This is a genomic window from Kaistia dalseonensis (assembly GCF_030814715.1).
Taxonomy (GTDB): Bacteria; Pseudomonadota; Alphaproteobacteria; order Rhizobiales; family Kaistiaceae; genus Kaistia; species Kaistia dalseonensis.
Window position 1 is genome coordinate 278,377 of the sequence record NZ_JAUSVO010000006.1, and the last position, 23,984, is coordinate 302,360.

General features: G+C 65.1%; 20 protein-coding genes, 1 other RNA gene and 1 pseudogene. 8 read left to right on the forward strand and 14 right to left on the reverse strand.

Annotation, left to right across the window (positions count from 1 at the left end; translation table 11 throughout):
• Positions 1-84 precede the first annotated feature (84 nt).
• The 4 genes from QO014_RS20760 to QO014_RS20775 all read left to right on the forward strand — a co-directional run bounded on the left by QO014_RS20760 (position 85) and on the right by QO014_RS20775 (position 3,329).
• On the forward strand, positions 85-540 hold the full coding sequence (locus QO014_RS20760; protein ID WP_266350667.1) for a VOC family protein: 456 nt from the start codon (positions 85-87) through the stop codon (positions 538-540).
• Between the two features lie 63 nt (positions 541-603).
• Positions 604-1,644, forward strand: coding sequence for an ABC transporter substrate-binding protein (locus QO014_RS20765; protein WP_266350668.1), 1,041 nt, complete (start codon positions 604-606; stop codon positions 1,642-1,644).
• 96 nt (positions 1,645-1,740) lie between these two features.
• Positions 1,741-2,571, forward strand: a complete 831-nt coding sequence (locus QO014_RS20770; RefSeq protein ID WP_266350669.1) for an ABC transporter ATP-binding protein — start codon at positions 1,741-1,743, stop codon at positions 2,569-2,571.
• Positions 2,568-3,329, forward strand: coding sequence for an ABC transporter permease (locus QO014_RS20775; RefSeq protein ID WP_266350670.1), 762 nt, complete (start codon positions 2,568-2,570; stop codon positions 3,327-3,329). The genes QO014_RS20770 and QO014_RS20775 overlap by 4 nt, the downstream gene beginning before the upstream one ends.
• A 14-nt stretch (positions 3,330-3,343) precedes the next feature.
• Here the strand turns inward: QO014_RS20775 and rnpB are convergent.
• The 4 genes from rnpB to QO014_RS20795 all read right to left on the reverse strand — a co-directional run bounded on the left by rnpB (position 3,344) and on the right by QO014_RS20795 (position 5,943).
• Positions 3,344-3,736, reverse strand: an RNA gene (gene rnpB, locus QO014_RS20780) — RNase P RNA component class A.
• 80 nt (positions 3,737-3,816) lie between these two features.
• Complete coding sequence (locus QO014_RS20785) at positions 3,817-4,323, reverse strand: lytic transglycosylase domain-containing protein (protein WP_307258956.1); 507 nt, start codon at positions 4,321-4,323, stop codon at positions 3,817-3,819.
• Between the two features lie 127 nt (positions 4,324-4,450).
• Complete coding sequence (locus tag QO014_RS20790; RefSeq protein ID WP_266350671.1) at positions 4,451-5,242, reverse strand: N-acetylmuramoyl-L-alanine amidase; 792 nt, start codon at positions 5,240-5,242, stop codon at positions 4,451-4,453.
• The gene (locus tag QO014_RS20795) at positions 5,239-5,943 is read right to left on the reverse strand and encodes a J domain-containing protein (protein WP_266350672.1); all 705 of its coding nucleotides are present in this window, start codon (positions 5,941-5,943) and stop codon (positions 5,239-5,241) included. Before QO014_RS20795 ends, QO014_RS20790 begins: the two co-directional genes overlap by 4 nt.
• Before the next feature lie 226 nt (positions 5,944-6,169).
• Here QO014_RS20795 and QO014_RS20800 point away from each other — a divergent pair, with 226 nt between their 5' ends.
• The 3 genes from QO014_RS20800 (at position 6,170) to QO014_RS20810 (ending at position 11,535) form a co-directional block, all read left to right on the forward strand.
• Positions 6,170-9,994 (forward strand): hydantoinase B/oxoprolinase family protein, encoded by a 3,825-nt coding sequence (locus tag QO014_RS20800; RefSeq protein ID WP_266350673.1) that lies wholly within the window; start codon positions 6,170-6,172, stop codon positions 9,992-9,994.
• A 181-nt stretch (positions 9,995-10,175) separates the two neighbouring features.
• Positions 10,176-11,147 carry a hypothetical protein gene (locus QO014_RS20805; protein WP_266350674.1) on the forward strand — a complete coding sequence of 324 codons (972 nt, stop codon included), beginning with the start codon at positions 10,176-10,178 and terminating at the stop codon, positions 11,145-11,147.
• A 10-nt stretch (positions 11,148-11,157) separates the two neighbouring features.
• Positions 11,158-11,535: a CU044_2847 family protein gene (locus QO014_RS20810; RefSeq protein WP_266350675.1), complete on the forward strand. Its 378-nt coding sequence runs from the start codon at positions 11,158-11,160 to the stop codon at positions 11,533-11,535.
• Positions 11,536-11,636: 101 nt separating this feature from the next.
• Here QO014_RS20810 and QO014_RS20815 read toward each other — a convergent pair whose 3' ends face one another.
• Entirely contained in the window at positions 11,637-12,644 is a 1,008-nt protein-coding gene (locus tag QO014_RS20815; protein WP_266350676.1) for a zinc-binding alcohol dehydrogenase family protein, read from the reverse strand.
• A gap of 136 nt (positions 12,645-12,780) precedes the next feature.
• Between QO014_RS20815 and QO014_RS20820 the strand changes: the two genes are divergently transcribed.
• Complete coding sequence (locus tag QO014_RS20820) at positions 12,781-13,134, forward strand: winged helix-turn-helix transcriptional regulator (protein WP_266350677.1); 354 nt, start codon at positions 12,781-12,783, stop codon at positions 13,132-13,134.
• Positions 13,135-13,158: 24 nt separating this feature from the next.
• Here the strand turns inward: QO014_RS20820 and QO014_RS20825 are convergent, their stop codons facing one another.
• The 9 genes and pseudogenes from QO014_RS20825 to QO014_RS20865 form a co-directional block, all read right to left on the reverse strand.
• The gene (locus tag QO014_RS20825; protein WP_266350678.1) at positions 13,159-13,860 is read right to left on the reverse strand and encodes a hemerythrin domain-containing protein; all 702 of its coding nucleotides are present in this window, start codon (positions 13,858-13,860) and stop codon (positions 13,159-13,161) included.
• Positions 13,861-13,986: 126 nt separating this feature from the next.
• Complete coding sequence (locus tag QO014_RS20830; protein ID WP_266350679.1) at positions 13,987-14,919, reverse strand: extensin-like domain-containing protein; 933 nt, start codon at positions 14,917-14,919, stop codon at positions 13,987-13,989.
• A gap of 110 nt (positions 14,920-15,029) precedes the next feature.
• The gene (locus tag QO014_RS20835; protein WP_266350680.1) at positions 15,030-16,091 is read right to left on the reverse strand and encodes a DUF2336 domain-containing protein; all 1,062 of its coding nucleotides are present in this window, start codon (positions 16,089-16,091) and stop codon (positions 15,030-15,032) included.
• A gap of 474 nt (positions 16,092-16,565) precedes the next feature.
• Positions 16,566-16,886, reverse strand: coding sequence for an AzlD family protein (locus QO014_RS20840; protein ID WP_266350681.1), 321 nt, complete (start codon positions 16,884-16,886; stop codon positions 16,566-16,568).
• On the reverse strand, positions 16,883-17,581 hold the full coding sequence (locus QO014_RS20845) for an AzlC family ABC transporter permease (protein ID WP_266350682.1): 699 nt from the start codon (positions 17,579-17,581) through the stop codon (positions 16,883-16,885). The genes QO014_RS20840 and QO014_RS20845 overlap by 4 nt, the downstream gene beginning before the upstream one ends.
• A 35-nt stretch (positions 17,582-17,616) precedes the next feature.
• Positions 17,617-21,350: pseudogene (metH, locus tag QO014_RS20850) on the reverse strand (methionine synthase).
• Entirely contained in the window at positions 21,347-21,766 is a 420-nt protein-coding gene (locus QO014_RS20855; RefSeq protein WP_370877185.1) for an endonuclease domain-containing protein, read from the reverse strand. The pseudogene metH and the gene QO014_RS20855 overlap by 4 nt, the downstream one beginning before the upstream one ends.
• A 57-nt stretch (positions 21,767-21,823) precedes the next feature.
• Positions 21,824-22,750: a methylenetetrahydrofolate reductase [NAD(P)H] gene (gene metF, locus QO014_RS20860; protein WP_266350684.1), complete on the reverse strand. Its 927-nt coding sequence runs from the start codon at positions 22,748-22,750 to the stop codon at positions 21,824-21,826.
• Positions 22,750-23,754, reverse strand: coding sequence for an ArsR/SmtB family transcription factor (locus QO014_RS20865; protein WP_266350685.1), 1,005 nt, complete (start codon positions 23,752-23,754; stop codon positions 22,750-22,752). The genes metF and QO014_RS20865 overlap by 1 nt, the downstream gene beginning before the upstream one ends.
• Positions 23,755-23,984 lie beyond the last annotated feature (230 nt).

The following is a 23,984-nucleotide window of genomic DNA, read 5'->3' on the forward strand; positions in this document are numbered from 1 at the left end:
TCAGAGAAACATAGCGCAGGAACTCGAAAGCCCGGCCGGGTCCAGCAGGCGACACTTCAGGCCTGTTGATCGTCCGGAGCTCCCATGACGCCCTTCGCCCAAGCCTTTCCGATCACCGACATCTGCTTCCTGGTGGAGGATGCCGAACGCTCCGTCGCCTTCTACACGGAGAAGATGGGCTTCAAGCTGCGGCGCCGCGCCGAGGGCTTCGCCGATTTCACCGGCGCCGGCGTGACGCTCGCGCTCTGGGAGATCGGGCATATCTCGCAATATACCGGCGTTTCGGGCCTGCGCGCCCCGCCCCATGTCCACAAGGCCTGCGGCGCGTTCGAGCTGCCCTCGCCCGCCGCCGTCGATGCCGCCTATGCCGAACTGGCCGGTCGCGGCGTCGTCTTCCATGCGCCACCCTCCGACTTCGTCTGGAATGCACGCTGCTGCTATTTCGCCGATCCCGACGACAATCTCTGGGAGCTCTATGCCTGGCTCGATGGCGGGCCGGTCGGCGATGTCGAACCCGAGAAGGCCGAACTCACCGCCTGATACCGCGACGACGCGACGAACGACGCTCTTTCCACCCCGATGCGATGCTCCGAGGAGCCAGACATGACCAAGACCCGAAATGGTATCGATCGCCGTTCTCTCCTGAAGGGCGGTGCCTTCACGCTGGCCGCGGCCGGCTCCGGCTTCAGCCTGTTCCTGCCGGAAAAGGCGAGCGCGGAAAATGCCAAGGTCGTCGTCCAGTATGACTGGCTGATGAGCAACGGCCAGATCGGCGATATCGTTGCGCTGAAGAAGGGCCTGTTCGAGGCGGCCGGCCTCGATGTCGAATTCTCGCCCGGCGGCCCGAATTCCTCGACCGTTCCGCCCGTCGTCACCGGACAGGCCGCGCTCGGCCAGTTCTCGGATTCCGCCCAATTGCTGCTTGCCCGCGCCTCCGGCGTCCCGGTCAAGATCATCGCCTGCGGCTTCCGCCAGGGCCCGTTCGCCTTCTATTCGCTGCCCAAGGCGCCGATCCGCACCGTGCAGGACATGGTGGGCAAGCGCATCGGCATCCAGCCGACGGCCCGCTTCGTGCTCGACGCGATCCTCGCCAAGAACGGCATCGATCCGTCATCGCTGACGATCACCAATATCGGCTTCGACATGACGCCGCTGGTCGCGGGCCAGGTCGATGCCGTGACCGGATGGATCACCAACACGCAGGCTCTCGCCGTGATCGGCCCTGATCGCATCGATCTGATGATGAGCGACACCGGCCTGCCCTCTTATTCCAACGTGTATTTCGCGACCGACGACGCTATAGCCAATCACTCGGACACGCTCGCCAAGTTCATCGGCGCCGTCGCCAAGGGCTGGGGCTGGACCCATGCAAATCCCAAGGAAGCGGTCGAGCTGACGGTCGCGGCTTACCCCCAGCTCGATCTCGCGATCGAACTCGCCACCGTCCCGCGCATCCTCTCGCTGAGCTTCGACGCCGCCACGGCGAAGGATGGATGGGGCACGTTCGATCCGGCTTCGATCGCCGAGCAGATCGCGATCTATGACAAGATCGGCCAGTTCAAGGGCACGGCGCCCAAGCTCGACGATGTCATGACGACGAAGATCCTCGAACTGACCGCGGCCGAGCGGCCCAAGATCGGCTAGGCCAAGATCGGCTGACGCATTTCAGACGCTTTGCGCATCGCGCTGACGATGCGGCAAGACATGGTGCCAGGGCATATCGGGCGAACCGGCCTTCGCATGAAATGCTCTGGCCAAGAGGAGCGAAATCCGGCCGTGACATCTCCCATCATCGCGATCGAGGCAGCCGGCCTTGCGGTCGGCTATCCCGACGAGAGCGGCGCCGTCGCGCCGGTCCTGCAGGGCGTCGACCTCTCCGTTGCGCGCGGCGAATTCCTGACCATTCTCGGACCCTCCGGCTGCGGGAAATCGACCCTGCTGCGCGCGGTCGCCGACCTGCTGCCGCCCTCTTCCGGCAAGCTGAGTGTTCTGGGCGGCACGGCGGAGCAGGCGCGGCGCCGGCGCAAGGTCGCCTTCGTCTTCCAGGACGCGACCTTGCTGCCCTGGCGTACCGTCCGCCAGAATGTGGAACTGCCGCTCAAGATCGGGCGCGGCGCGATCGAGACCCCGATCGAGACCGACGCCGAGGAATGGCTGGCGCTTGTCGGCCTCGCCGGCTTTGCCGACCGCTATCCCAACCAGCTTTCCGGCGGCCAGCGCCAGCGCGTCGCCATCGCCCGCGCGCTGCTCTGCAATCCCAGCATCCTGCTGCTGGACGAGCCCTTCGGCGCTCTGGATGAAATCACCCGCGACCGGCTGAACGATGAATTGCTCGCGATCTGGCGCCGGACGGGTACTACGATCCTGTTCGTCACCCATTCGATCATGGAGGCGGTCTATCTCGGCGGCCGCGTCATGGTGCTGGCGGCCCATCCCGGCCGGGTCCAGGAAATCCTCGATCTCTCGGCGATGAAGGATGCGGATGGGCGTTCGGCCCGCGAGGCGCCCGAGGCGATCGCCGCCATGGTCCATCTGCGCGGCCTGCTCGCCGCCGGAGCGTCGGCATCATGAACACGCTCAACAAGCGCCGTCTCGGCGCCGTCGCCCTGCCGGTCTTCGGCGCCGCATCGATCCTGCTGATCTGGCAGTTCCTCGTGCCGGCGCTCGGCATGCCGGCCTATATCCTGCCGACGCCGCTCGCCGTCGCCGCCAAGCTCGTGACCGACTGGCGCTTCCTGCTCGAGAATGCGCGGCCGACCATCATCGAAAGCGCGCTCGGCTTCCTGTTCGGCAATGCCGTCGCGATCCTCCTCGCCATCGTCTTCGTGCACAGCCGCACGATCCGGGGTGCCTATTTCCCGGTCGTGCTGGTCTTCAACACCATACCGATCCTGGCGCTTGCGCCGATCATCATCCTGATCTTCGGCCTCGGCATGCTGCCCAAGGTCATCATCGCGGCCGTGATCTGCTTCTTCCCGACGCTGGTGAACATGGTGCGCGGCCTGCAATTGCAGAGCGCCAACGAGATGGAACTGATGCGCGTCCTCTCCGCCAACCGGGTCGAGGTGTTCCTGCATCTTAGGCTGCCGCGATCGGTGCCGCTGCTCTTCGCATCGCTGCGCATCGCCGCCACGAGCTGCGTCATCGGCGCCATTGTCGGCGAGTGGATCGGCTCCAACCAGGGGCTGGGCGCACTGATCATCCAGTCGACCTTCAACTACCAGTCCGACCGGCTGTTCGCGGCCGTCTTCATCGCCTCGGCGCTCGGCCTGATCTTCTATGGCCTCGTCGCAGCGGTCGAGCATCGCTTCGTGCGACGCCCGCGATAGCCCGGGGCCAGATTTTTGCCAGCTGGCCTATAAGCCGGGTTCTGTAAGGCGGCGGTTGCCCGCCGCGCGACGACCATTCATCTTGGACGCCCGTTGCCGGACGTCTCACGCGACCAACCCGGGCGGCGGGTCCGGAAACAGACTGGGCTTTCGCCCGTGCCGCCCCTATTCGGTCTTGCTCCCGGTGGGGTTTACCATGCCGTTCCCATTGCTGGGACCGCGGTGGGCTCTTACCCCACCCTTTCACCCTTACCCGACGCGCGAACGCACCGGGCGGTCTGCTCTCTGTGGCACTTTCCCTGGGGTCGCCCCCGCCGGGCGTTACCCGGCACCGTGTTTCCATGGAGCCCGGACTTTCCTCCCCTGCAACCTTTCGGTTTCGCAGGAGCGGCCGTCCGGCCAGCTGGCTCAGGGGGCTTAGGGGGGAGACGGGTGCGGGTCAAGCCCGCCCCGTTATTCGAAGCCGCCGAAGCGACCCGTCCGCCGATCAGTTGGAGGCGATCAGCTGCTGGACCTTGCCGCAATAGCGCAGCGGCCCCTTGGACATGCGCGTCGCGCCATGGCCGCCATTATATTTCAGGATCGTGCCGCAGAGGTCGCCGCCGGCGAGCTTGCGGGCCTGGCCCAGATACAGCATGCCGTAGCGGATATTGGTCGCCGGCTCGTAGAGGCCCTTGGCCGTGCCGGTATAGCCCATGCCGCGCGCCGTCTGCAGCTTGACCTGCATCAGGCCGATCTCGCCGGCCGAGCCGCGCATGTTGGGCTGGTAGTTGCTCTCGACCGTGATGACGGCGTGAGCAAGAGAGAGGGGAACGTTGTTGGCCGTCGCATAGCTTGCGATCAGGCTGTCGAACCGGCCATCGCTGCGATCGGCAGCGGCAATGCGGGTCTCGTTGGACTTGAGGAGGCGGCCAGAGGCGGCCTGGGCGGAAGAAACCGAGAGGCCGCCGAGAACGACAAGGGCGGCAAGACCAGTTACGCAGAACTTCTTCATCCGGGAGATGCACTCACATCGTTGACGATGGCGCATCCTTTCCGTGCCCAACCGCACCGAAATGGGGCGGGCGAACTAAAAACAGATTACAGCCTTTAACATTTCGTGATTATAGCCTTGCTGAAATTTATCCCCCACCCTGCGCCCCTGCCGCAGCGTCAGGCACCGCCCGGGGTGGCAAGGCGCGCGCCAGGCGGTGCAACGTGGCGATGGTCGAGGCATCGGCGATGCCATCCACGCGCTCCGGCCGGAAATGGCGCTGGAATGCCGTCACGACAGTCTCGGTATGGGCATCGAATCGGCCATTGATCTCAATTGCATAACCGTAGAACGCCAGCAGGGCTTGCAGCGCCGCGATCGGCTCGCCGGCCTCGCCGCGCTGGAAGAATCGGCCGCCGCGCATCGGCTCGGGCGTCACGAAATGGCCAAGCCCGGAGGCCGCCAGATCGGCCCAGGGAAACTTCTCGCCAGGGTCGCGCTTGCGCGTCGGTGCAATGTCCGAGTGTGCGAGAACACGTTCCGGAACGATCCCGTTTCGAGCGCAAATGTCGCACCCGAGCCGGATCACGGATTCGATCTGGCGCGCCGGGAAATCCGGATAGCCATGATCATGGCCCAGATTGGCGATCTCGATCCCGATCGAACGGGAGTTGATATCGGTCTCGCCATGCCAGGATGAAACGCCGGCGTGCCACGCCCGTTCCCGCTCTGCGACAAGCTGCGTCACCGTGCCGTCCTCGGCGACGACATAATGGCAGGAGACCTGAGAGGCGGGATCGCTGAGGAGGTCGATCGCGGCCTCGGCGCTCGCCATGTCGGTATAGTGCAGGATCAATATGTCGATCGGCTTGCCTTCGGCGCGCGGGCCGAAATTCGGCGAGGGCCGCAACTGATCGACCAGCCGGCTGTCGGGGGTCATGCGAAGGCGCGCTCCTGGCGGATGCGATCATAGGCGCCGTTGAGCGCGGCGAGCTTGGCGGTGGCGATCGCGATGAACTCGGCCGGCACGCCGCGCGCGATCAGCTTGTCGGGATGGGTCTGCGCGACGATCCGCCGGTAATGCTTCTTCACATCGTCATTGGAGGCCGAGCGATCGATGCCCAATATGGCATAGGGATCGCCCTCCTCCGGCACGATATGGCGGTCGGCGATACGCTGGAACGCCGCCTCCGTCATGCCGAATTCGGTTCCGACCCGCGCCAGGAAGGCGAGCTCGTCCTCATGCACCATGCCGTCGGCCTTGGCGATGTGGAACAGCCCGTCGACAATGTCCTCGAAGATCGGGTCGCCATCATCGAACAGGCCGCGAATGCGACGCGCATAGGCGTCGAAGCCGCCAATATCCTGCTTGGCGAGATTGAACAGCCGCGCGACATTCTTCCGCTCATTGTCCGGAATCTCGAACAATTGCTCGAAGGCGCGGATCTCGTCGCCGGTCACGACGCCGTCGGCCTTCGCCATTTTCGCGGCGAGCGCGATCATCGAGATCGAGAAGGATGCATGCCGCCGTTCGGACGCCGTGCCGAATGTCGCCCGCACCGCATCGACGATATGGTCGATCAGCGTGCAGGTGCCGGGAATGCTACAGATGATTTCGCCGAGGCGCTGCCAGATGCTCATGGCTCCGCAACATAAGGCATGCCCCGACGGGAAGCGAGTGTCCGGGCACCCGATCCACCCGCCCGCTTTGCAAATTCACCCGCCGCCATGAGCCCCCCGGCTCCGCCGGCTCCGTTGCGGCAACCCGCTCCGCGCCTTGTGGCGAACCGCCTCGCAAGGCGGCTGCGCGCTTGCGGCGGTCGTGCGAGCTGTGGTTCTTGGGAGCAGACAAAACAAGGGGACAACCATGACGAAGGGTGCCAAGGCGGTCGGCTGGGATTTCTGGATCGATCGTGGCGGCACCTTCACGGATATCGTCGCGCGCCAGCCCGACGGCACCATTCGCGCCCACAAGCTGCTCTCCGAAAACCCCGGCGCCTATCGCGATGCCGCCATCCAGGGCATTCGCGAACTGATGGGCGTGCCGACGGGCGAATCGATTCCTGCCGGCGCGATCGACACCGTGAAGATGGGCACCACCGTCGCCACCAACGCGCTGCTCGAGCGCAAGGGCGACCGCACGCTCCTCCTCATCACACGCGGTTTCCGCGACGCGCTGAAGATCGGCTATCAGGCGCGGCCGGACATCTTCGCCAAGAAGATCATCAAGCCCGAACTGCTCTATGAACGCGTCAGCGAAATCGGCGAGCGCGTCCGCGTCGACGGCACGATCGAGATTTCGCCCGATCCGGTCGAGATCGAGACCGCGCTGCGCGCCGCCTTCGCCGACGGCCTCCGCTCGGTCGCCATCGTCTTCATGCATGCCTGGAAATATCCGGCGCATGAGGAAATCGCCGCCGCCATCGCGCGGGCCGTCGGCTTCCCACAGATCTCGGTCTCGCACCGTGTCTCGCCGCTGATGAAGCTGGTCGGGCGCGGCGACACCACCGTTGTCGACGCATACCTCTCGCCGATCCTGCGCCGCTATGTCGAGCAGGTGGCGGGCGAACTCGGCGTGCTGCCGAAGGACATTGCGCTGCAAGCCCCCTCCCAACCCTCCCCCCTGCGGGGAGAGGGCTTTTCCGCCTCGGCTGTGGAAACGCCCGCGACAGACGCAGGCGGGCCCTCTCTCCCCGCAGGGGGGAGAGTTGGAGAGGGGGCCTCGTCGAGCTCCGCTCCGTCCGACACCCACGCCCCGCGCCTGATGTTCATGATGTCCTCGGGCGGGCTCACCGCGGCCGAGCTGTTCCAGGGCAAGGACGCGATCCTCTCCGGCCCCGCCGGCGGCGTGGTGGCGGCGGTCGAGACAGCGCGGCAGGCCGGCTTTGGCCATGTCATTGGTTTCGACATGGGCGGCACGTCGACTGACGTCTCGCATTTCGACGGCACCTATGAGCGCTCCTTCGAGACCGAGGTCGCGGGCGTGCGCATGCGCGCGCCGATGATGCGCATCCATACGGTGGCGGCCGGCGGCGGCTCGATCCTGCATTATGACGGCGCGCGCTTCCGCGTCGGCCCGGATTCGGCTGGCGCCAATCCCGGCCCCGCCTGCTATCGCCGCGGCGGCCCGCTCGCGGTCACCGACGCCAATGTCATGACGGGAAAACTCCGGCCGGAATATTTCCCCCGTATCTTCGGCCCCGGCCGCGACCAGCCGCTCGACGCGGCGATCGTGCGCGAGAAATTCGAGGCGCTCGCGAACGAGATCGGCGATGGCCGCTCGGCCGAAGAGATCGCCGACGGCTTCCTGAAGATCGCCGTCGAGAACATGGCGAACGCGATCAAGAAGATCTCCGTCCAGCGCGGCTATGACGTCACCGGCTATGCGCTGAACTGCTTCGGCGGCGCCGGCGGCCAGAGCGCCTGCATGGTGGCGGATAGCCTCGGCATGACCACGGTGCTGATCCACCCCTTCTCGGGCATCCTCTCCGCCTATGGGATGGGCCTCGCCGATATCCGCTCCAACCGCAGCAAGGCGGTGGTGAAGCGGCTCGCGGCGGAACTCTATCCCGAGCTCCACGCACTTGAATCAAGACTTGAAGACGATGTTGCCGGCGAACTTCAAGGACAGGGCGTAAGCGATTCAGAGATCACGATCTTCGTCCGCGCCCATCTGCGCTATGACGGCACCGATACGCCGATTCCGATCGAGGTGCTGAAGAAGGATGCCGAGACCGGCACGCCGTCCTGGCTGCCGCTCGAGGAGACCATCGCCGCGTTCGAGGAGGCCCATCGCAAGCAGTTCGGCTTCGTTTTCGAAGGTAAGGCGATCGTCGTCGAAAGCCTGGAGGTCGAGGCCGTCGGCGGTGGCGCCGCCATCATCGAGCCGGCGCTGGATGCACCTGAATCCCACCCCGCGCCCACCGCCGAGGCGCCGCTCTTTTCCAGCGGCGGCTTCCATACTGCCGCGATCCACCTCCGCGCCGACCTGCCGCGCGGCGCCGTCCTGGCCGGCCCGGCCCTGCTGATCGAGCCGCACCAGACGATCGTGGTCGAGCCCGGCTGGCAGGCCGAGATCACCGCGCGCGACCATGTCGTGCTGAAGCGCGTCGTGCCGCTCCAGCGCAGCCGCGCTCTCGGCACGGAAGCCGACCCAGTCATGTTGGAGGTGTTCAACAACCTCTTCATGTCGATCGCCGAGCAGATGGGCGTGACGCTGCAGAACACGGCCTATTCGGTCAACATCAAGGAGCGGCTCGATTTCTCCTGTGCCGTCTTCGACGCTGAAGGCCATCTCGTCGCCAACGCGCCGCATATGCCGGTGCATCTCGGCTCGATGGATCGCTCCGTCGAGACGATCATCGACCTGAACCGCGGCACGATGAGCCCGGGCGACGTCTATGCGCTGAACGCCCCCTATAATGGCGGCACGCATCTCCCCGACATCACGGTCGTCTCGCCCGTCTTTGACGATGCCGAAAAGGAGATCCTGTTCTTCGTCGCGAGCCGTGGCCATCATGCCGATGTAGGCGGCTCGGCCCCCGGCTCGATGACGCCGCGCGCCACGACCGTCGACGAGGAAGGCGTGCTGATCGACAATCTGAAGCTCGTCGATCGCGGCCATTTCCGCGAGGCGGCCCTGGTCGAGGTGCTGACCAACCACCCCTACCCCGTGCGCAATGTCGTGCAGAACGTCGCCGACCTGAAGGCGCAGATCGCCGCCAACGAGAAGGGCGTGCAAGAACTGCGCAAGATGGTCGAGCATTTTGGGCTGGACACGGTCACGGCCTATATGGGCCATGTGCAGGACAATGCGGCCGAGAGCGTTCGCCGCGTGCTTTCGGCGCTCAAGGATTCCGAGTTCGAGGTCCAGACCGACCAGGGCGCGGTGATCAAGGTCAAGATCACGCTCGACCGCGACAAACGCGAGGCGACGGTCGATTTCACCGGCACCAGCGCGCAGCAGGCGACCAATTTCAACGCGCCCGAGCCGGTGACGCGCGCCGCCGTGCTCTATGCCTTCCGCGTGATGGTCGAGGGCGATATCCCGATGAATGCCGGCTGCCTCAGGCCGATCAACATCATCATTCCCGAAGGCTCGATGCTGGCGCCGCGTTATCCGGCGGCGGTCGTCGCCGGCAATGTCGAGACCAGCCAGCATGTGACGAACGCGCTGTTCGGCGCGCTCGGGGCGCTGTCCTCGGCGCAGGGCACGATGAACAATCTGACCTTCGGCAACCAGACCTACCAATATTACGAGACCATCTGCTCCGGCTCACCGGCAGGTGTGTTCAACAATGGCGAAGGCTTCGACGGCACGGACGGCGTTCATACCCACATGACCAATTCGCGCCTGACGGACCCCGAAGTGCTGGAATTCCGCTTCCCCGTCCTGCTCGAGGATTTCCACGTCCGCGAAGGATCAGGTGGCCGGGGCCAGTGGTCGGCCGGCGGCGGCACCAAGCGCACGCTGCGCTTCCTGGAGGAGATGGATTGCGCCATTCTCGCCTCCCACCGCACCGTCTATCCGCACGGCCTCGCCGGCGGCGATCCCGGCATGATCGGCCGCACCGAGGTTCGCCGCATCGACGGAACGATCGAGGAACTGCAGGGCTGCGACCAGACGGTGCTGAAGCCCGGCGAGGCGGTGATCGTCACGACGCCGACGGGCGGCGGCTACGGCCCGGCATGAGCTGAACAATCACCGGCCGCTCGGCACGAGGCTGCATGCTTCCAACGAGCGGCCGCTGGCGGTTCCCGTCGACAGGCGTCATGAGCCCGAAACCCCGACTGAGCCCTGGCCGGCGCCGATTGTGCGGCATCGGGCAAGGCGCTAGAATGCGCGGTGTTTCGCTCGCACTGCGAGGGCGTCGATGCGCTTCTCGACGGACGATCTGGACAAGATTCTCCCTCGGGATCTTCCTCCCCTCGCGGCGGTTCCCGGCGTGGTGGTCGCTGCCTATGACGAGCTCACCGAAGGCGACCATGATCCGCTGATACGGCGCTCCGCCTTCTGGACCCATGCGATCTTCGCTGCCCTGCGTCGCCGGAGCTGGTCCTTCGCGCCCGAGCGAGAGATACCGCCCCTCCTTGCGACCGCCTTTGGAGCGGACGGGTTCGGGCCCAATGCGACACTCTCCGTCGGCGCGCTCGATCCGGATTTCGAGGAGGAGGCCTTCGGCCTTGTGCTGACGCTGCCGCACGAGCGGGAGTCGGCGGTCATCGGCACGATCTCGCTGCCGGAATTGAACGATGCGCGCTTTCCCGTCGCGGTGCGCGCCCTGGCGGAGGAACCGCATGCGGCGCCTTCGCTTCCCAACGCCACCACGACCTGCTGGGCCGAGGACGCCCTGTCGCCCGGTCGATGGGGCTTCGTCACCTGCAGCCATGCCCTGGCAGGCGTCGCCACCGGTGCCAGCGTGCCACTCGTCGGCGGCGGCCATGGCACCGTATTGCGCAAGGGCTGGCCCTTGATCGATGCGGCGCTCGTTCAGAGCGCGTCACCGACCAGCATTCTCGCGCCGCTGCCGCTCGTCAGTTTCCCGACAACCGGACTGACGCTGAGCGTCCATTGCGGCAGTGGCGCGGTGAGCCGCACGGTTGTCGGCGTGACCAACACGCTCGGCGTCCTCGGCGATCCGCATCATCCCATCAAGATCTATACCGACACGCCGTGCACCCCCGGCGACTCGGGCTCGCTCATCACCAGCGCGGGCGATGGCGCTGCCATCTATTGCGGCGCGCTGTCGGGCGCCACCGTCGGCGGAACCGGCGGGCAGACCGTCGGCTTCGCCCAGCACCTCGAACAGGCGGCGATCATCCTGGATTTCAAGCCATTTCAGTGAGGAGGACGACATGGCGAAGAATGCGACCAAGGCCAAGGCGAAACCCGGTTGGGAGATGACGATCCTGGCCCCCGCGGGCACGGAGGAGACTGTCCCGACCGGTAAGGGCTCGTCGGAGTTTCACAGCAAGGGCCTGATCGCCGGGATCTTCGGGGGCGAGGAAGTGCCGCTCGACGCGGCACAAACCGAGGAGACCACCACGCAATGGACCCAGACGGTCACCGGACTGCTCGCCACGGTGAACCAGTGGAGCAGCGCTGCCACGGCGAAATGGAAGATCGACGAGGTCACCGTCGGGCTGACACTGAGCGCGGAGGGCAAGCTGCTCTTCATCGCCAAGGGCAGCGCCGAGGCCAGCATCGAGATCAAGCTCAAATATCTCGGCTGACGGCTCGGCGCCCGCGCTGGCTTCACCCATGGCGCCACGGGGCAAACGCATTCGGCCCCGCGTGCCTTTGGCTTTGAGCCGCCTTCGGCGGGGCCTACGCCCTACCAGCCGGCCAGCACGACCTTGCCGATCATGCGGCCGCTCTCGACCTGTTCATGCGCCTTGCGGAGGTTGGCGGCGTTGATCGGGCCGAGCTTCCCGGTCAGCGTCGTGCGGATCTTGCCGGCATCGACGAGATCGGCCACCTCGTTCAGGAGGGTGTGCTGCTCGATCATGTCGGGCAGGCCGAAGATCGGCCGCGTGAACATCAGTTCCCAATGGAGCGATACGGCCTTGCGCTTGAACGGCACGATGTCGAAGACCTTCGGGTCGTCGATCACGCCGATATGCCCCTTGGGCGCGACGAGTTCCGGCAGTTGCGGCAGATTGTGGGTCGTGCCGGTCAGGCTCAGGATGATATCGACGGTCTTGAAGCCGAGCGCATCCAGTTGCGGCGCCATCGGCTTGGTGTGATCGACAATGTGATGGGCGCCAAGCGACCTGGCCCATTCGGCGCTGTCGGTGCGCGATGCTGTGCCGATCACGGTCAGATCCGTCAGCGTCCGCGCAAGCTGGATCGCTATCGAGCCGACGCCACCGGCCGCACCCAGGATCAGCAGCGAGCGCGTGTCGCTGCCCGCGCCCTTGCGGACGCCGATGCGATCGAACAGCAGCTCATAGGCCGTGATCGCGGTCAGCGGGATGGCGGCGGCTTCGGCGAAGTCGAGCGTCTTCGGCTTGCGACCGACAATACGCTCGTCGACGAGATGATACTCGGAATTGGTGCCCGGCCGCGTGATCGAGCCGGCGTAGAAAACCGCGTCGCCCGGCTTGAACAGCGTCACCTCGGAACCGACCGCATCGACGATGCCGGCCGCATCGAAACCGAGCACGCGCGGATCGGCCTGGTCGCCACCGGCACGAACCTTGACGTCGACCGGATTGACCGAGACCGCCTCGACCTTCACCCGAAGGTCGCGCGGACCGGGCTGCGGCGTGTCGAGGGTGATGTCGACGAGGGCATCGGGGTCGCTGGCGGGAAGGGATCGAGTGAAAGCGATAGCGCGCATGTCCGTCTCCGTTTCTGGCAGCCACGGCAATCTGCCGGGCGACATGCAGCCATTTCGACCTTATTGACGTCGATCGCAAGAATGCACATTTTGGACGTATAGTGACCGTTTGGATACTAATGGACGAGGCTTGGGATTGACGGACGATTGCCCGCCCACGACAGACGGCAAATGCCCTGTCGAGACTGCGCTGGAACTGATCGACGGCAAATGGAAGGGCGTCGCCCTGTTCCACCTGCTCGACAAGACGCTGCGCTTCAACGAGATCAGGCGGCGCATACCGAACGTCACGCAGCGCGTGCTGACCAGGCAGTTGCGCGAGCTGGAACAGGACGGGCTGATCATCCGCACCGTCTACGCCGAGGTGCCGCCGCGTGTCGAATACCGCCTCTCGCCGCTCGGCGAGACGCTGCGTCCCATCATCGTCGCACTCTGGAACTGGGGCACGGCCTACAAGGCCCGCCAGATAGAGGAGAGCGAGGCGGCCTGATCGAGTCGGGCCGCCCCTGCCCTGTCAGGCCGCGATCGAGAGCGCGTCCTCGAGCCAGCGCCAGTCGCTCGGCTCCAGTACTGGTTTCACGCCGGCATCGAGCACCGCCGCGAAGATCGGGGCGGGCATGGCCGCCTTCATCCCGCCGAGCATCCCGACGCGTTCGCTCGGGTTCATGGCCGGAATCATGATACGCAGGAAATGCAGCATCATCTCGGGATCGACCGAGCTTACGATGCGCTGTTCGATCGCCGCCAGGGTCTCGTCATCGAAGGTCTGGTGGAGCAGCGACAGCGTCTCGGTCTCCTCCTCGACCATGTGGGTGAAGTCCTCGGCGATGAACTGCGAATAGCGCAGGTAGAGCGCGCGAAGCAGGGCCGAGCGGCGCGGCGCCATGGCGACTTCGAGCGTGTTCAGCATCTGCTCGATTTCGTCGAAATCGCGCTCGTGATGCTCGTGGTCCTCGACCAGCCCGTCGGTCGCGCCGAGATGCCGCTCCTCGATCACGCCATGGATGTGCTCGTTCTCATGGATGAGATGCTTGCGGCCGAGCGTGACCAGCAGGCGCATGTCGGCGATGAGCGCCGCGAGCCCGTCATCATTGTAGGCGTCGATCGAACCGATGCGCTCCAGGAGCCGCATCTGCGCGCGGCGCAGGCCCTTGTGGATCGTCGTGTAGAGGTTGTAGCGCTCTTCGTTGACATAGATGGTGGAATGGAAAGTCATGATGTTCTCCTCACTGTTGACGTTCCTCTAGACGCCCCCGTTTCAGCCGTCTGTGATTGTTGTCACAGACAGCCAAAGCGGTTTGGAGAAGCGAAAACGGCGGAAGACGGGCCGATAGGCCGAAAATCACTGTTCGGCGTAGGACATGGGAATGGAGGCCGGCGGCGTGTAGCGTCCCGTCGCCGGCTGGGTGGGGACTGCAACCGGAGGCAGGGCCGCCGACGGAACCGGCGTATAGGCCGGGCCGGTGGCGGCAGGCGCGATCTGGTCGGGCGCGCCGAGATTATCGTCCCAGCGATAGGTGAAGGTCCGCTGCTCCATGGTCTGCGGCGGCGGCACCTGCGGATCGGGCAGGCTCACCATCGGCGTATCGAAGCCATGCACGGCCGGTGGCGGCATGGGAATGTTCGGCCGGCAATAATGCGACGTGCCATCGGCATTGTGGTGGGCGAGGTCGATATGGATATGGTCCTCGTGCAGCCGGTTCGATCCGGGCCCGAGAACGGTCGTGAAGTAGCGGCAGGCAGTCACCAGGGCCTCGCGCAGGAAGGCCTGGCTCGCGGGATCGCCATTGCGCCAGTCGGTCCGGACGCGGATGGTGCGGCCATCGGCGAGACGAAATCCGGCAACGTCGAACGCATTGGCGAAGGCGTGCTCGGAGAGCCTGTCGCCGCGCGTATTGTTGCGTGACCGGCAGGCATAGGTGCCCATGGTCAGGATCTCGGTGACCGGCATGCCGAACCGCGCCTGCGCCGCCGGCTGGATCGACTCGGTCATCCAGCGTTCCATGGTGTAGGTCATCAGGCAGCCGAGCAGCACGTCGCCACCCGTCACCGCCACCACGCCCTTCTCGAAGGCATTGACCTTCAGCGGCTGCTCGATGCCGCAGGCGCCGCGCCCATCGACCTCGCGGGCCGGTCGCTGGAAATAGCTCGGCACGACCAGCTTCTGCGCATAGCACGCACGCTCGGTCGCATCCCGCCAACTCTCTCTTTGCTCGAACAATCCGAGAGAGCAGCCGGCAAGCGAGCCGAGCGCGAGCACCAACCCGATACGCAACGCAACGCCACACAACATGAACGCAACAATGCGGCGCAATCGCTTAAGGAAAGGCTAACCATACACGCGCCTGTTGCCCCCTGTGGGAGGTCGCGGCGTCGCCGGCCGTGTCACCCCAGGCTCGTCGTCGCGACCTGCTCGGCATGGCGCGCGCGCATGAAGCGCAACGCCCGCTCGGCCTCGGCAAAGGGCAATCCGACATAGCCCTCGATCGCGGCGGCGACCGCCTCCGGCGCCTGCCCGAAGCGGCGCCCGCGAATATCCGCGATCAGCGCGAAGGTGTCGTCCTCGATCCCCGCCGCCTTGCAGAGGATGGCGAGAAGCGCGGAATCCGTCTTGGCGATCATGCGACTGACCAGATCGGCGGGGAGCCCGGCATGATCGGCGAGCAGGATCGCCACTTCGAGCATCCGGTCATGCGAAGCGATGGCGCTGATCACCGAGGCGACCGGTCGGCTCGCCGCATCGGCTGCTTCGCTCCTGTCGGCCATCGCGGTCTTGAGAACCACGACTTCACCGGTCGCCTGGTCCGGATCGACCTTGCGCGGCGAACGCGGCGCATGAACCGGGAATGGCACCAGTTCGCCCATGGCGCCCAGCGGCTCGCCCGAACGGCTGGCGAGGCCACGGCGCAGGGCCGGGTCGGAACCCGCCTCGGTCACCAGGCGGCCGAGGCCAGCGATCGAGAGCCGTGCCCGCGGATTGCGCGCAACGGCCTGCAGCACGGTGGTGTCGCCATTGTAGATCAGGGCGTCCGAGACGCTCTCAGAGAGCTCGCTGCGACCGGCGATCGCCACCATGTGGTCGCGCGGCAGGCTTTCCGACAGGCGCACCAGGTCCTCGTCCGAGAGCACCGTCGAGTGACGCAGGATCGGGTCCGCGAGCAGGATCTCGTCCTGCGCCAGCGCGATGATCAAGGCATGCGGCGCTGTTTCGAGCTCGGCCAGGCGCAGCGCGATCTCCGCGCGCTCCGCCATGGTGATGCCCGGCACCAGATGCCACACGATGTCGCTGTAGATCTCGGACACGTCGCTCGAAACGCCGTGGCCCGCGCTCGCGAAGAGATCGGTGATCGACCGCAGCAATTCCGCTCGACGGGCCGGTGAACGGTCATGCGCCAGCGTCGTCAGATGGTCGAACATGCGCGCCTCGACAACTTGAAGGTTATGCATCGCAGCTTCGCAGCTAAGTCATAAAAAACGATTGATGAAGGCGGCCAATTCGTCCGCGCCGCTTAGCAAAGATGGCAATTCGGAGGCGGAACGATCCGTTCGGCACGGCAGCCCCAGCAGGCCGATTAGGGTAGATAATTCTACGGCTTACCCGAAAATTGGCACGAATCCGCCACGAACGGAGCGGCGCTGCGATTCATGCCTCTTGTGAATATGGCGAAATGCGTTAATGTTTACAGCGGAAATAGGACGTGAAAGAGAGACCCGGGAGATGTCCATGAGCCTCGCTAGACCGTTCCAGCTGCTCGCTGTCAGCGCCGCTTTCGTGTTTGTTGCGGCCATCATCCTCGGAGCGATCTGAGGCGAGGCAGAGCAGGATCGGCACAGCCGACACGGGTAGAGACCGGGCCTTCCCAGGAAGCGTCCGGTTTTTTTGTGCCCGGAGCGCCTCCGTCGCGATCCGCCCGAGGCCCTCTACAGGCCGAACAACGCGCGCATCGCGGCGACCGCGGCCATGCCCGCCAGCGCGGCGATGATGTCGTTGCGCCGCCAGAGAAAGACCGCGATCGTCGCGGCGAACCCGGCATATTCCGCCGGCCCGCCATGCATCGCGATCGGCGCTAGGATCGCGCCCATGATGGCGAGCGGCAGGGCCTTCAGCCATGCCTCAACACGCGGCGTCACCGCCACGAAGCGCATCAGGAAAAACCCCGATATGCGGGTGGCGTAGGCGGCGAGCGCCATGGCGAAGACGATGATGGCAAAACCCGCCGTCGTGTTCGGATCGATGCTCATGCAGCAGCCGTCCCCTTGGGTCGGAATGCCGCGACGAGGCTACCCGCCAGGCCGCCCGCCAGCACATGCCAGGAGCCGCCGACGAACCGTTCGAAGATGACGGCGACAAAGCCGCCCACCACCAGGGGCAGTATGTCTTCCCTGCCCTTCCAGAAGCCGCAGGCGAGCGAGAGGAAGAAGGCTGGCAGGAAGAAGTCGAGGCCGAGGCGCCGCGTATCGCCCAGAAGCTGGCCGAAACCCGCTCCGACGATCGATCCCGCCACCCAACCCACCATGCAGGCAAGGCCCATGCCGACGAACACGGCAACGTCATGCCGCCCCTCGTCGCGTTCGCGCATCGCGACCGCCCAGTTGGGATCGACGAGGAAAAACAACGAGCTATAGGCGATCCACGGCGAGACGCCGCGCATCCAGGGCTGAATGGCGGCGCCGAACAGTATGTAGCGCGCGTTCATCGCGACAACAGCGACCACGACAGCGATGACAAGATCCGGCGCGCCCCAGGAATGGAGCGCCAGCAGCTGCGCGGTGCCGGCGAACACGAAGGTGCTCATCGTCGCGGCGCCAAGGACAGAGATGCCGATCTGACCTGCCACGACCCCAAAGACGGCGCCGAACGCGACCATGCCCGGCAGCAAGCCAATACCCTCGAGAAAGCCGCGGCGGAAGCCGTGCGACGTGAAATGCCCGCTCATGTCGGCGCTCCTCGGCCCGTCCGGTGATGCCGTGCCTACTCAGCCGCCTCGACGCGGACGGGGTCATAGTTCAGCACCGGCGCCAGCCAGCGCTCGGCCTCGCGCAAGGTCCATCCCTTGCGGGCGGCATAATCGGCGACCTGATCCGCCTCGATCCGGCCGACGCCGAAATAGAAGCTCTCGGGATGCGCGAAATAGAGGCCCGAAACCGACGATCCCGGCCACATCGCATAGCTTTCCGTGAGCTTGATGCCGGCCTGCTTCTCGACGTCGAGAAGCTCGAACAGCGTGCGCTTCTCGGTATGGTCCGGCTGCGCCGGATAGCCCGGCGCGGGCCGGATGCCGGCATAGGTCTCGCGGATCAACTCGGCCGGCGCCAGTGTCTCATCCGGCGCATAGCCCCAGAACTCCTGCCGCACGCGCTGGTGCATGCGCTCGGCAAAAGCCTCGGCAAGGCGATCGGTCAGCGCCTGGCTGAGAATCTTGGAATAGTCGTCATTGGCGCGATCGAAACGCTCGGCGACGGCCTCCTCGCCAATGCCGGCCGTGACCGCGAAGCCGCCGATATAATCCGCCACGCCGGTTTCCTTCGGCGCGATGAAATCGGAGAGCGCGACATGGCGGCGCTTGTCGGTCGAGCGGGCGATCTGCTGACGCAGCGTGAAGAAGCGGGCAGCCTCCTCGGAACGCGCCTCGTCGGCATAGAGCGCGATATCGTCGCCAACAGCATTGGCCGGCCAGAAGCCGATCACCGCATTGGCCGAGACCCACTTCTCGTCGACCATCTGCTTCAGCATGGCCTGCGCATCATTGAAGAGCGCCTTCGCCGCCTTGCCGACCTTCTCGTCCTCGAACAGCAGCGGATAGGTGCCCTTGATCTCCCAGGTCGCGAAGAAGGGCGTCCAGTCGATGAACGGCACCAGCTCCGCGATCGGATAGTTCACAAAGCTCCGGCTGCCGAGGAAGGACGGCTTTTTCGGGCGATAGGCGGACCAGTCGAGCTTCAGCCCATCACTGCGCGCAGCCGCCAGCGTGATGCGGCGCTTATTGTCCTGCGCGCGGGCATGGGCGTCGGCAATCTTCAGATAGTCCGCCTGGACATCGGCGACGTAATTCGCCTTGTCGCGGCCGAGCAGGCTGGAGGCGACGCCGACGGCGCGGCTTGCATCGAGCACATAGACCGCCTGGCCGCGCGCATAGTTCGGATGGATCTTGACGGCGGTGTGGACCTTCGACGTCGTCGCGCCGCCGATCAGTAGCGGCACGTCGAAGCCTTCGCGCTCCATCTCGGCCGCGACATGACACATCTCGTCGAGAGACGGGGTGATCAGGCCGGACAGGCCGATCGCATCGACGTTCTGCTCCTTCGCCACCGCGAGGATCTTCGCCGCCGGCACCATGACGCCGAGATCGATCACCTCGAAATTGTTGCACTGGAGCACGACGCCGACGATGTTCTTGCCGATGTCATGCACGTCGCCCTTGACGGTCGCGAGCAGGATCTTGCCAGCAGAGGACGAGCCGGTCGTGCCGAGGCGGAGCTTTTCCTCTTCCATGAAGGGCATCAGATAGGCGACGGCCTGCTTCATCACGCGGGCGGATTTCACCACCTGCGGCAGGAACATCTTGCCGGCACCGAACAAATCACCGACCACATTCATGCCGGCCATCAGCGGGCCTTCGATGACGTCGAGCGGCCGGGTGGACTTCGCCCGCGCCTCCTCGGTGTCGATCTCGATGAAATCTGTCAGGCCGGAAACGAGCGCATGTTCCAGCCGCTTTTCGACCGGCCATTCGCGCCAGGCGAGATCGGCTTCCTTCTTGGTGCTGGCGCCGCCCTTGAAGCGCTCGGCGATCTCGAGCAGCCGCTCCGTGCCATCGGCGCGGCGATTGAGGACGACGTCTTCGCAAAGCTCGCGCAATTCCGGGTCGATATCGCTGTAGACCGGCAGCGCGCCGGCATTGACGATGCCCATATCCATGCCGACCGCGATCGCATGATAGAGGAACACCGAATGCATCGCGGCGCGGACCGTCTCATTGCCGCGGAACGAGAAGGAGAGGTTCGAGACGCCGCCGGAAATATGGGCGTGCGGCAGGTTCTGGCGGATCCAGCGCGTCGCCTCGATGAAGTCGACGCCGTAATTATTATGCTCCTCGATGCCGGTGGCGACCGCGAAGACGTTCGGATCGAAGATGATGTCTTCCGGCGGATAGCCGATCTCATGCACGAGGATCTTGTAGGCCCGCGCGCAGATCTCGGTCTTGCGCTGGAATGTGTCGGCCTGGCCCTTCTCGTCGAAGGCCATGACGACGACGGCCGCGCCATAGCGGCGAAGCTTCTTCGCGTGCTCGCGGAACTGCTCCTCGCCTTCCTTCATCGAGATCGAATTGACGATCGGCTTGCCCTGAACGCATTTCAGGCCCGCCTCGATCACCGACCATTTCGAACTGTCGATCATCACCGGGACGCGGGCGATATCCGGCTCGGCGGCAAGCAGGTTCAGGAAGGTGACCATCGCCGCTTCGGAATCGAGCAGGCCCTCGTCCATGTTGACGTCGAGGATCTGAGCACCATTGGCGACCTGCTCGCGCGCGATATCGAGCGCGGCGGAATAATCTCCCGCGGTGATCAGCTTCCGAAATTTGGCAGAGCCGGTGACGTTGGTCCGTTCACCGATATTGACGAAGATCGCAGTCGACTTGGTCATGAAGCGAGTTCGAACGGTTCGAGGCCGGAGAGGCGCATTTTCGGCGCGATCTCGGGCGGATGGCGGGGCTCGACACCCTTTACCGCTTCTGCGATCGCATGGATATGGTCCGGCGTCGTGCCGCAGCAGCCGCCAACTACATTGACGAGGCCCGAACGGGCAAATTCGCCGACGAGCTTGGCCATCGCCTCGGGGCTTTCGTCATATTCGCCGAACTCGTTCGGCAGGCCGGCATTCGGATAGGCGCAGACGAAGGTGTCGGCAACGCGTCCGATCTCGTCGATATGCGCGCGCATCTCGCGAGCACCCAGCGCGCAGTTGAGCCCGATCGAGAACGGGTTCGCATGGCGCAGCGAATACCAGAAGGCCGATGGCGTCTGGCCGGAGAGCGTGCGGCCGGACAGATCGGTGATCGTGCCGGAGATCATGACGGGCAGTTCGACGCCCTTTTCCTCGAACACGTCCTCGACAGCCGCGACGGCCGCCTTCGCATTCAAGGTGTCGAAGATGGTCTCGATCAGGATGATATCGGCACCGCCATCGATCAGCCCCCTTGCCGCCTCGGCATAGGCCGTGCGCAATTCGTCGAAGGTCACACCGCGAAAGCCGGGATTGTTGACGTCGGGCGAGATCGAGGCCGTGCGGTTGGTCGGACCGATGGCGCCGGCGACGAAGCGCGGCCGGCCGGTCTCCCGCGCCACGGCATCGGCAGCCCGCTTGGCCACGCGCGCACCTTCGAGGTTCAGTTCATAGGCGAGCGCCTCCATGCCGTAATCGGCCTGGGCGATCGTGGTCGAGGAGAAGGTATTGGTCTCGACGATATCGGCACCGGCCTCGAAATACTGCCGGTGGATCGCCTCGACGGCGTCGGGCCTGGTGATGACGAGCAGGTCGTTATTGCCCTTCAGATCACGCGGCCAATCCTTGAACCGCTCGCCGCGAAAATCGGCCTCGGTCAGCTTGAGCCGCTGGATCATCGTGCCCATGGCGCCATCGAGCACGAGAATGCGCTCGGATGCGATGTGGTGGAGGGTTAGGGCGGAGGCAGCCTTACTCATCGTTCATTCTCCAAACCGACCTGGGACGCTGGCGCCCCCTCTCCCTCAGGGAGAGGGTTGGGGTGAGGGCCTTGCCGCACCATCCGGACAATCTCGGTTGCTACACCATCAATATTGGTCAGCACATCTGAATTCCAGAAACGCAGGACACGATAACCCAAGCCCTGCGGATACTCTGTTCTTCTTGCATCATAGTCGACCCGCACACCGGCGTGTTGACTGCCGTCCAGCGCGACGACCAACATCGCCTCGATACAGACAAAATCCGCAACATACGGACCAATCAGGACCTGCCGTCGAAACTTCAGCCCTTCAAGACGACGATCGCGAAGCTGGAACCATAGCGTGCGCTCAGCATCGGTCTGACCGCGACGAAGCGACTTTGCCAGGCTGGTCTTATGCCGCAAGGCCCTCACCCAACCCTGTCCCAGAGGAAGAGAGCTTCGATCGCGCCCTTCCCTCCATCATTGCGTTCACGCCGCCGCCTCGGTCGATTGCACCGGCTTCTCCGGCCGCATGCCCAGAAGATGGCAGACGGCATAGACCAGATCGGCGCGGTTCATCGTATAGAAGTGGAAATCGCCGACGCCGCGATCAACCAGGTCGAACACCTGCTCGGCGCAGACCGCCGCCGCCACCAATTGGCGTGTCGCGGCATCGTCTTCCAGCCCCTCGAAGCGCGCCGCGAACCAGGCAGGAACCGTCGCTCCCGCCTTCTGCGCGAACTTCGCCGTCTGCGTGAAGTTCAGCACCGGGACGATGCCGGGAACGATCGGGATCGAAATACCGGCGGCCGCGACGCGGTCCAGGAAGGCCATGTAGAGATCATTGTCGAAGAAGAACTGGGTGATGGCACGGCTCGCGCCGGCATCGACCTTGCGCTTCAGATTGTCGAGCTCGGTCTGCCAATCCGCACTTTCGGGGTGACGCTCGACATAGGCCGAGACGGAGACCTCGATTTCAGGACGGCGGCGGCGGATCGCTTCCACGAGATCGGCGGCATGGCTGTAGCCTTCGGGATGCGGGCGATAGACCGAGCCGATGCCTTCGACCGGATCGCCGCGCAGCGCCACGATATGGCGGACGCCGGCCTCGGCATATTCATCGACGACGGCATCCACCTCGGCCCTGGTTGCGCCGACGCAGGTCAGATGCGCGGCAGGCTTAAGCGCCGTCTCGGACAGGATGCGCGAGACCGTGGCGTGCGTCCGCTCGCGCGTCGAGCCGCCTGCGCCATAGGTCACGGAGACGAAGTCGGGCGAGAGCGGCGCGAGCCGCTCGATCGACTTCCAGAGCGTCTCTTCCATCGCCTCGGTCTTGGGCGGAAAGAACTCATAGGACACCCGCAGGCCCGACGAGCCAGCCCCGCTCCGACTTGCCCGATCGATCACATTCCCCATCACGCCGTCTCCAACCCCAATGATGCTTTGGCGACAACGAAGCGTGGATCGCGCGCGAGCCACAATGTCACCGTCAATTGTTCCGTCTCGGACTTGGCGCCGAGATCGATGACCTGTTCCAGCACCAGACCCGCCTGCTCCACCCAGCCGCGCATCGTCTCATGCGAAAAACCGAGGCGGCGATGGGCATGTTGCTCACGGAGGAATTCGAGACCATGCGGCGCGAAATCAACCACGAGCAACCGCCCGTTCGGCCGCAGAACACGCGCAGCCTCGGCCAATGCCTGGGCCGGATCGTCGAGATAATGCAAGACCTGATGGATCGTCACGACGTCGAAACTGTCGCGCGCCATGGGCAGCTTCATGATGTCGCTATGGCGGATCTGCGCATGCGCGATGCCCGCCTTGTCGAGATTGGCGCGGGCGACGGCGAGCATCGCAGTCGAGGCGTCGATGCCGACACCCCTGCGGTAGAGCGGCGCAAAGAGTTCGAGCAGGCGGCCCGTGCCAGTGCCAATATCGAGTAGGCTATCGACGGGACGACCGCCGATGATCTTCAGCATCTCCGCCTCGACGGCCGCGTCCGGCACATGCAGAGAGCGGGTCGTATCCCAGTCGGCGGCATTCGCGGCGAAATAGCGTGAAGCCTGCGCCGCATGCTCGCGCTTGACGGCGGCGAGCCATTCGCGGTCGCGCACCAGCGCCGGATCAGATGGATCGGCGAGTGCGACGAGGTCACGAACCAGCCGCCGCTCGGCCCCCGATTCGGCGATGCGGTAATAGACCCACGCCCCCTCGGGATAGCGCTCGATGAGGTTCGCCTCGGCGAGCAGCTTCAAATGGCGCGAAATGCGCGGCTGCGACTGGCCGAGGATCGCGGTGAGATCCTTGACCGTCAGTTCACCGTCGGAGAGCAGCGCGAGAATACGGTAACGCGTCGCCTCACCCGCGCCCTTCAAGGCGGCGATGATCGCATCGGTCGAGAGAGAGGATGGCGCGGACATGGTTCCTGCGTGTGACGGCGATGGCGTGGCAATACATATAAAGATATCTTTATATCTGTAAAGGCTACCGACACGATTTCCTCCGCCCAGCGACCAGCGGCGTCCGCTGGACCAACGATCCGCCGCCACGACTGACGAGGGCCTGTGAGCCAAGGCCAAAACGAAAAAGGCTCCGTCCGGGGTGATCCGGGCGGAGCCTTCTGAACTTTAGCGGCCGGCACGTCCCGGCC

Bases quoted from the DNA above. Each gene is read 5' to 3' on its own strand.
- QO014_RS20810 (WP_266350675.1), top strand. From the start codon at position 11,158: ATGGCGAAGAATGCGACCAAGGCCAAGGCGAAACCCGGTTGGGAGATG.
- QO014_RS20770 (WP_266350669.1), top strand. From the start codon at position 1,741: ATGAAATGCTCTGGCCAAGAGGAGCGAAATCCGGCCGTGACATCTCCC.
- QO014_RS20815 (WP_266350676.1), bottom strand. From the start codon at position 12,644: ATGCGCGCTATCGCTTTCACTCGATCCCTTCCCGCCAGCGACCCCGAT.
- QO014_RS20835 (WP_266350680.1), bottom strand. From the start codon at position 16,091: ATGCATAACCTTCAAGTTGTCGAGGCGCGCATGTTCGACCATCTGACG.
- QO014_RS20760 (WP_266350667.1), top strand. From the start codon at position 85: ATGACGCCCTTCGCCCAAGCCTTTCCGATCACCGACATCTGCTTCCTG.
- QO014_RS20765 (WP_266350668.1), top strand. From the start codon at position 604: ATGACCAAGACCCGAAATGGTATCGATCGCCGTTCTCTCCTGAAGGGC.
- QO014_RS20790 (WP_266350671.1), bottom strand. From the start codon at position 5,242: ATGACCCCCGACAGCCGGCTGGTCGATCAGTTGCGGCCCTCGCCGAAT.
- QO014_RS20825 (WP_266350678.1), bottom strand. From the start codon at position 13,860: ATGACTTTCCATTCCACCATCTATGTCAACGAAGAGCGCTACAACCTC.
- QO014_RS20865 (WP_266350685.1), bottom strand. From the start codon at position 23,754: ATGTCCGCGCCATCCTCTCTCTCGACCGATGCGATCATCGCCGCCTTG.
- QO014_RS20775 (WP_266350670.1), top strand. From the start codon at position 2,568: ATGAACACGCTCAACAAGCGCCGTCTCGGCGCCGTCGCCCTGCCGGTC.
- QO014_RS20840 (WP_266350681.1), bottom strand. From the start codon at position 16,886: ATGAGCATCGATCCGAACACGACGGCGGGTTTTGCCATCATCGTCTTC.
- metF (WP_266350684.1), bottom strand. From the start codon at position 22,750: ATGGGGAATGTGATCGATCGGGCAAGTCGGAGCGGGGCTGGCTCGTCG.
- QO014_RS20805 (WP_266350674.1), top strand. From the start codon at position 10,176: ATGCGCTTCTCGACGGACGATCTGGACAAGATTCTCCCTCGGGATCTT.
- QO014_RS20795 (WP_266350672.1), bottom strand. From the start codon at position 5,943: ATGAGCATCTGGCAGCGCCTCGGCGAAATCATCTGTAGCATTCCCGGC.
- QO014_RS20845 (WP_266350682.1), bottom strand. From the start codon at position 17,581: ATGAGCGGGCATTTCACGTCGCACGGCTTCCGCCGCGGCTTTCTCGAG.
- QO014_RS20800 (WP_266350673.1), top strand. From the start codon at position 6,170: ATGACGAAGGGTGCCAAGGCGGTCGGCTGGGATTTCTGGATCGATCGT.
- QO014_RS20785 (WP_307258956.1), bottom strand. From the start codon at position 4,323: ATGAAGAAGTTCTGCGTAACTGGTCTTGCCGCCCTTGTCGTTCTCGGC.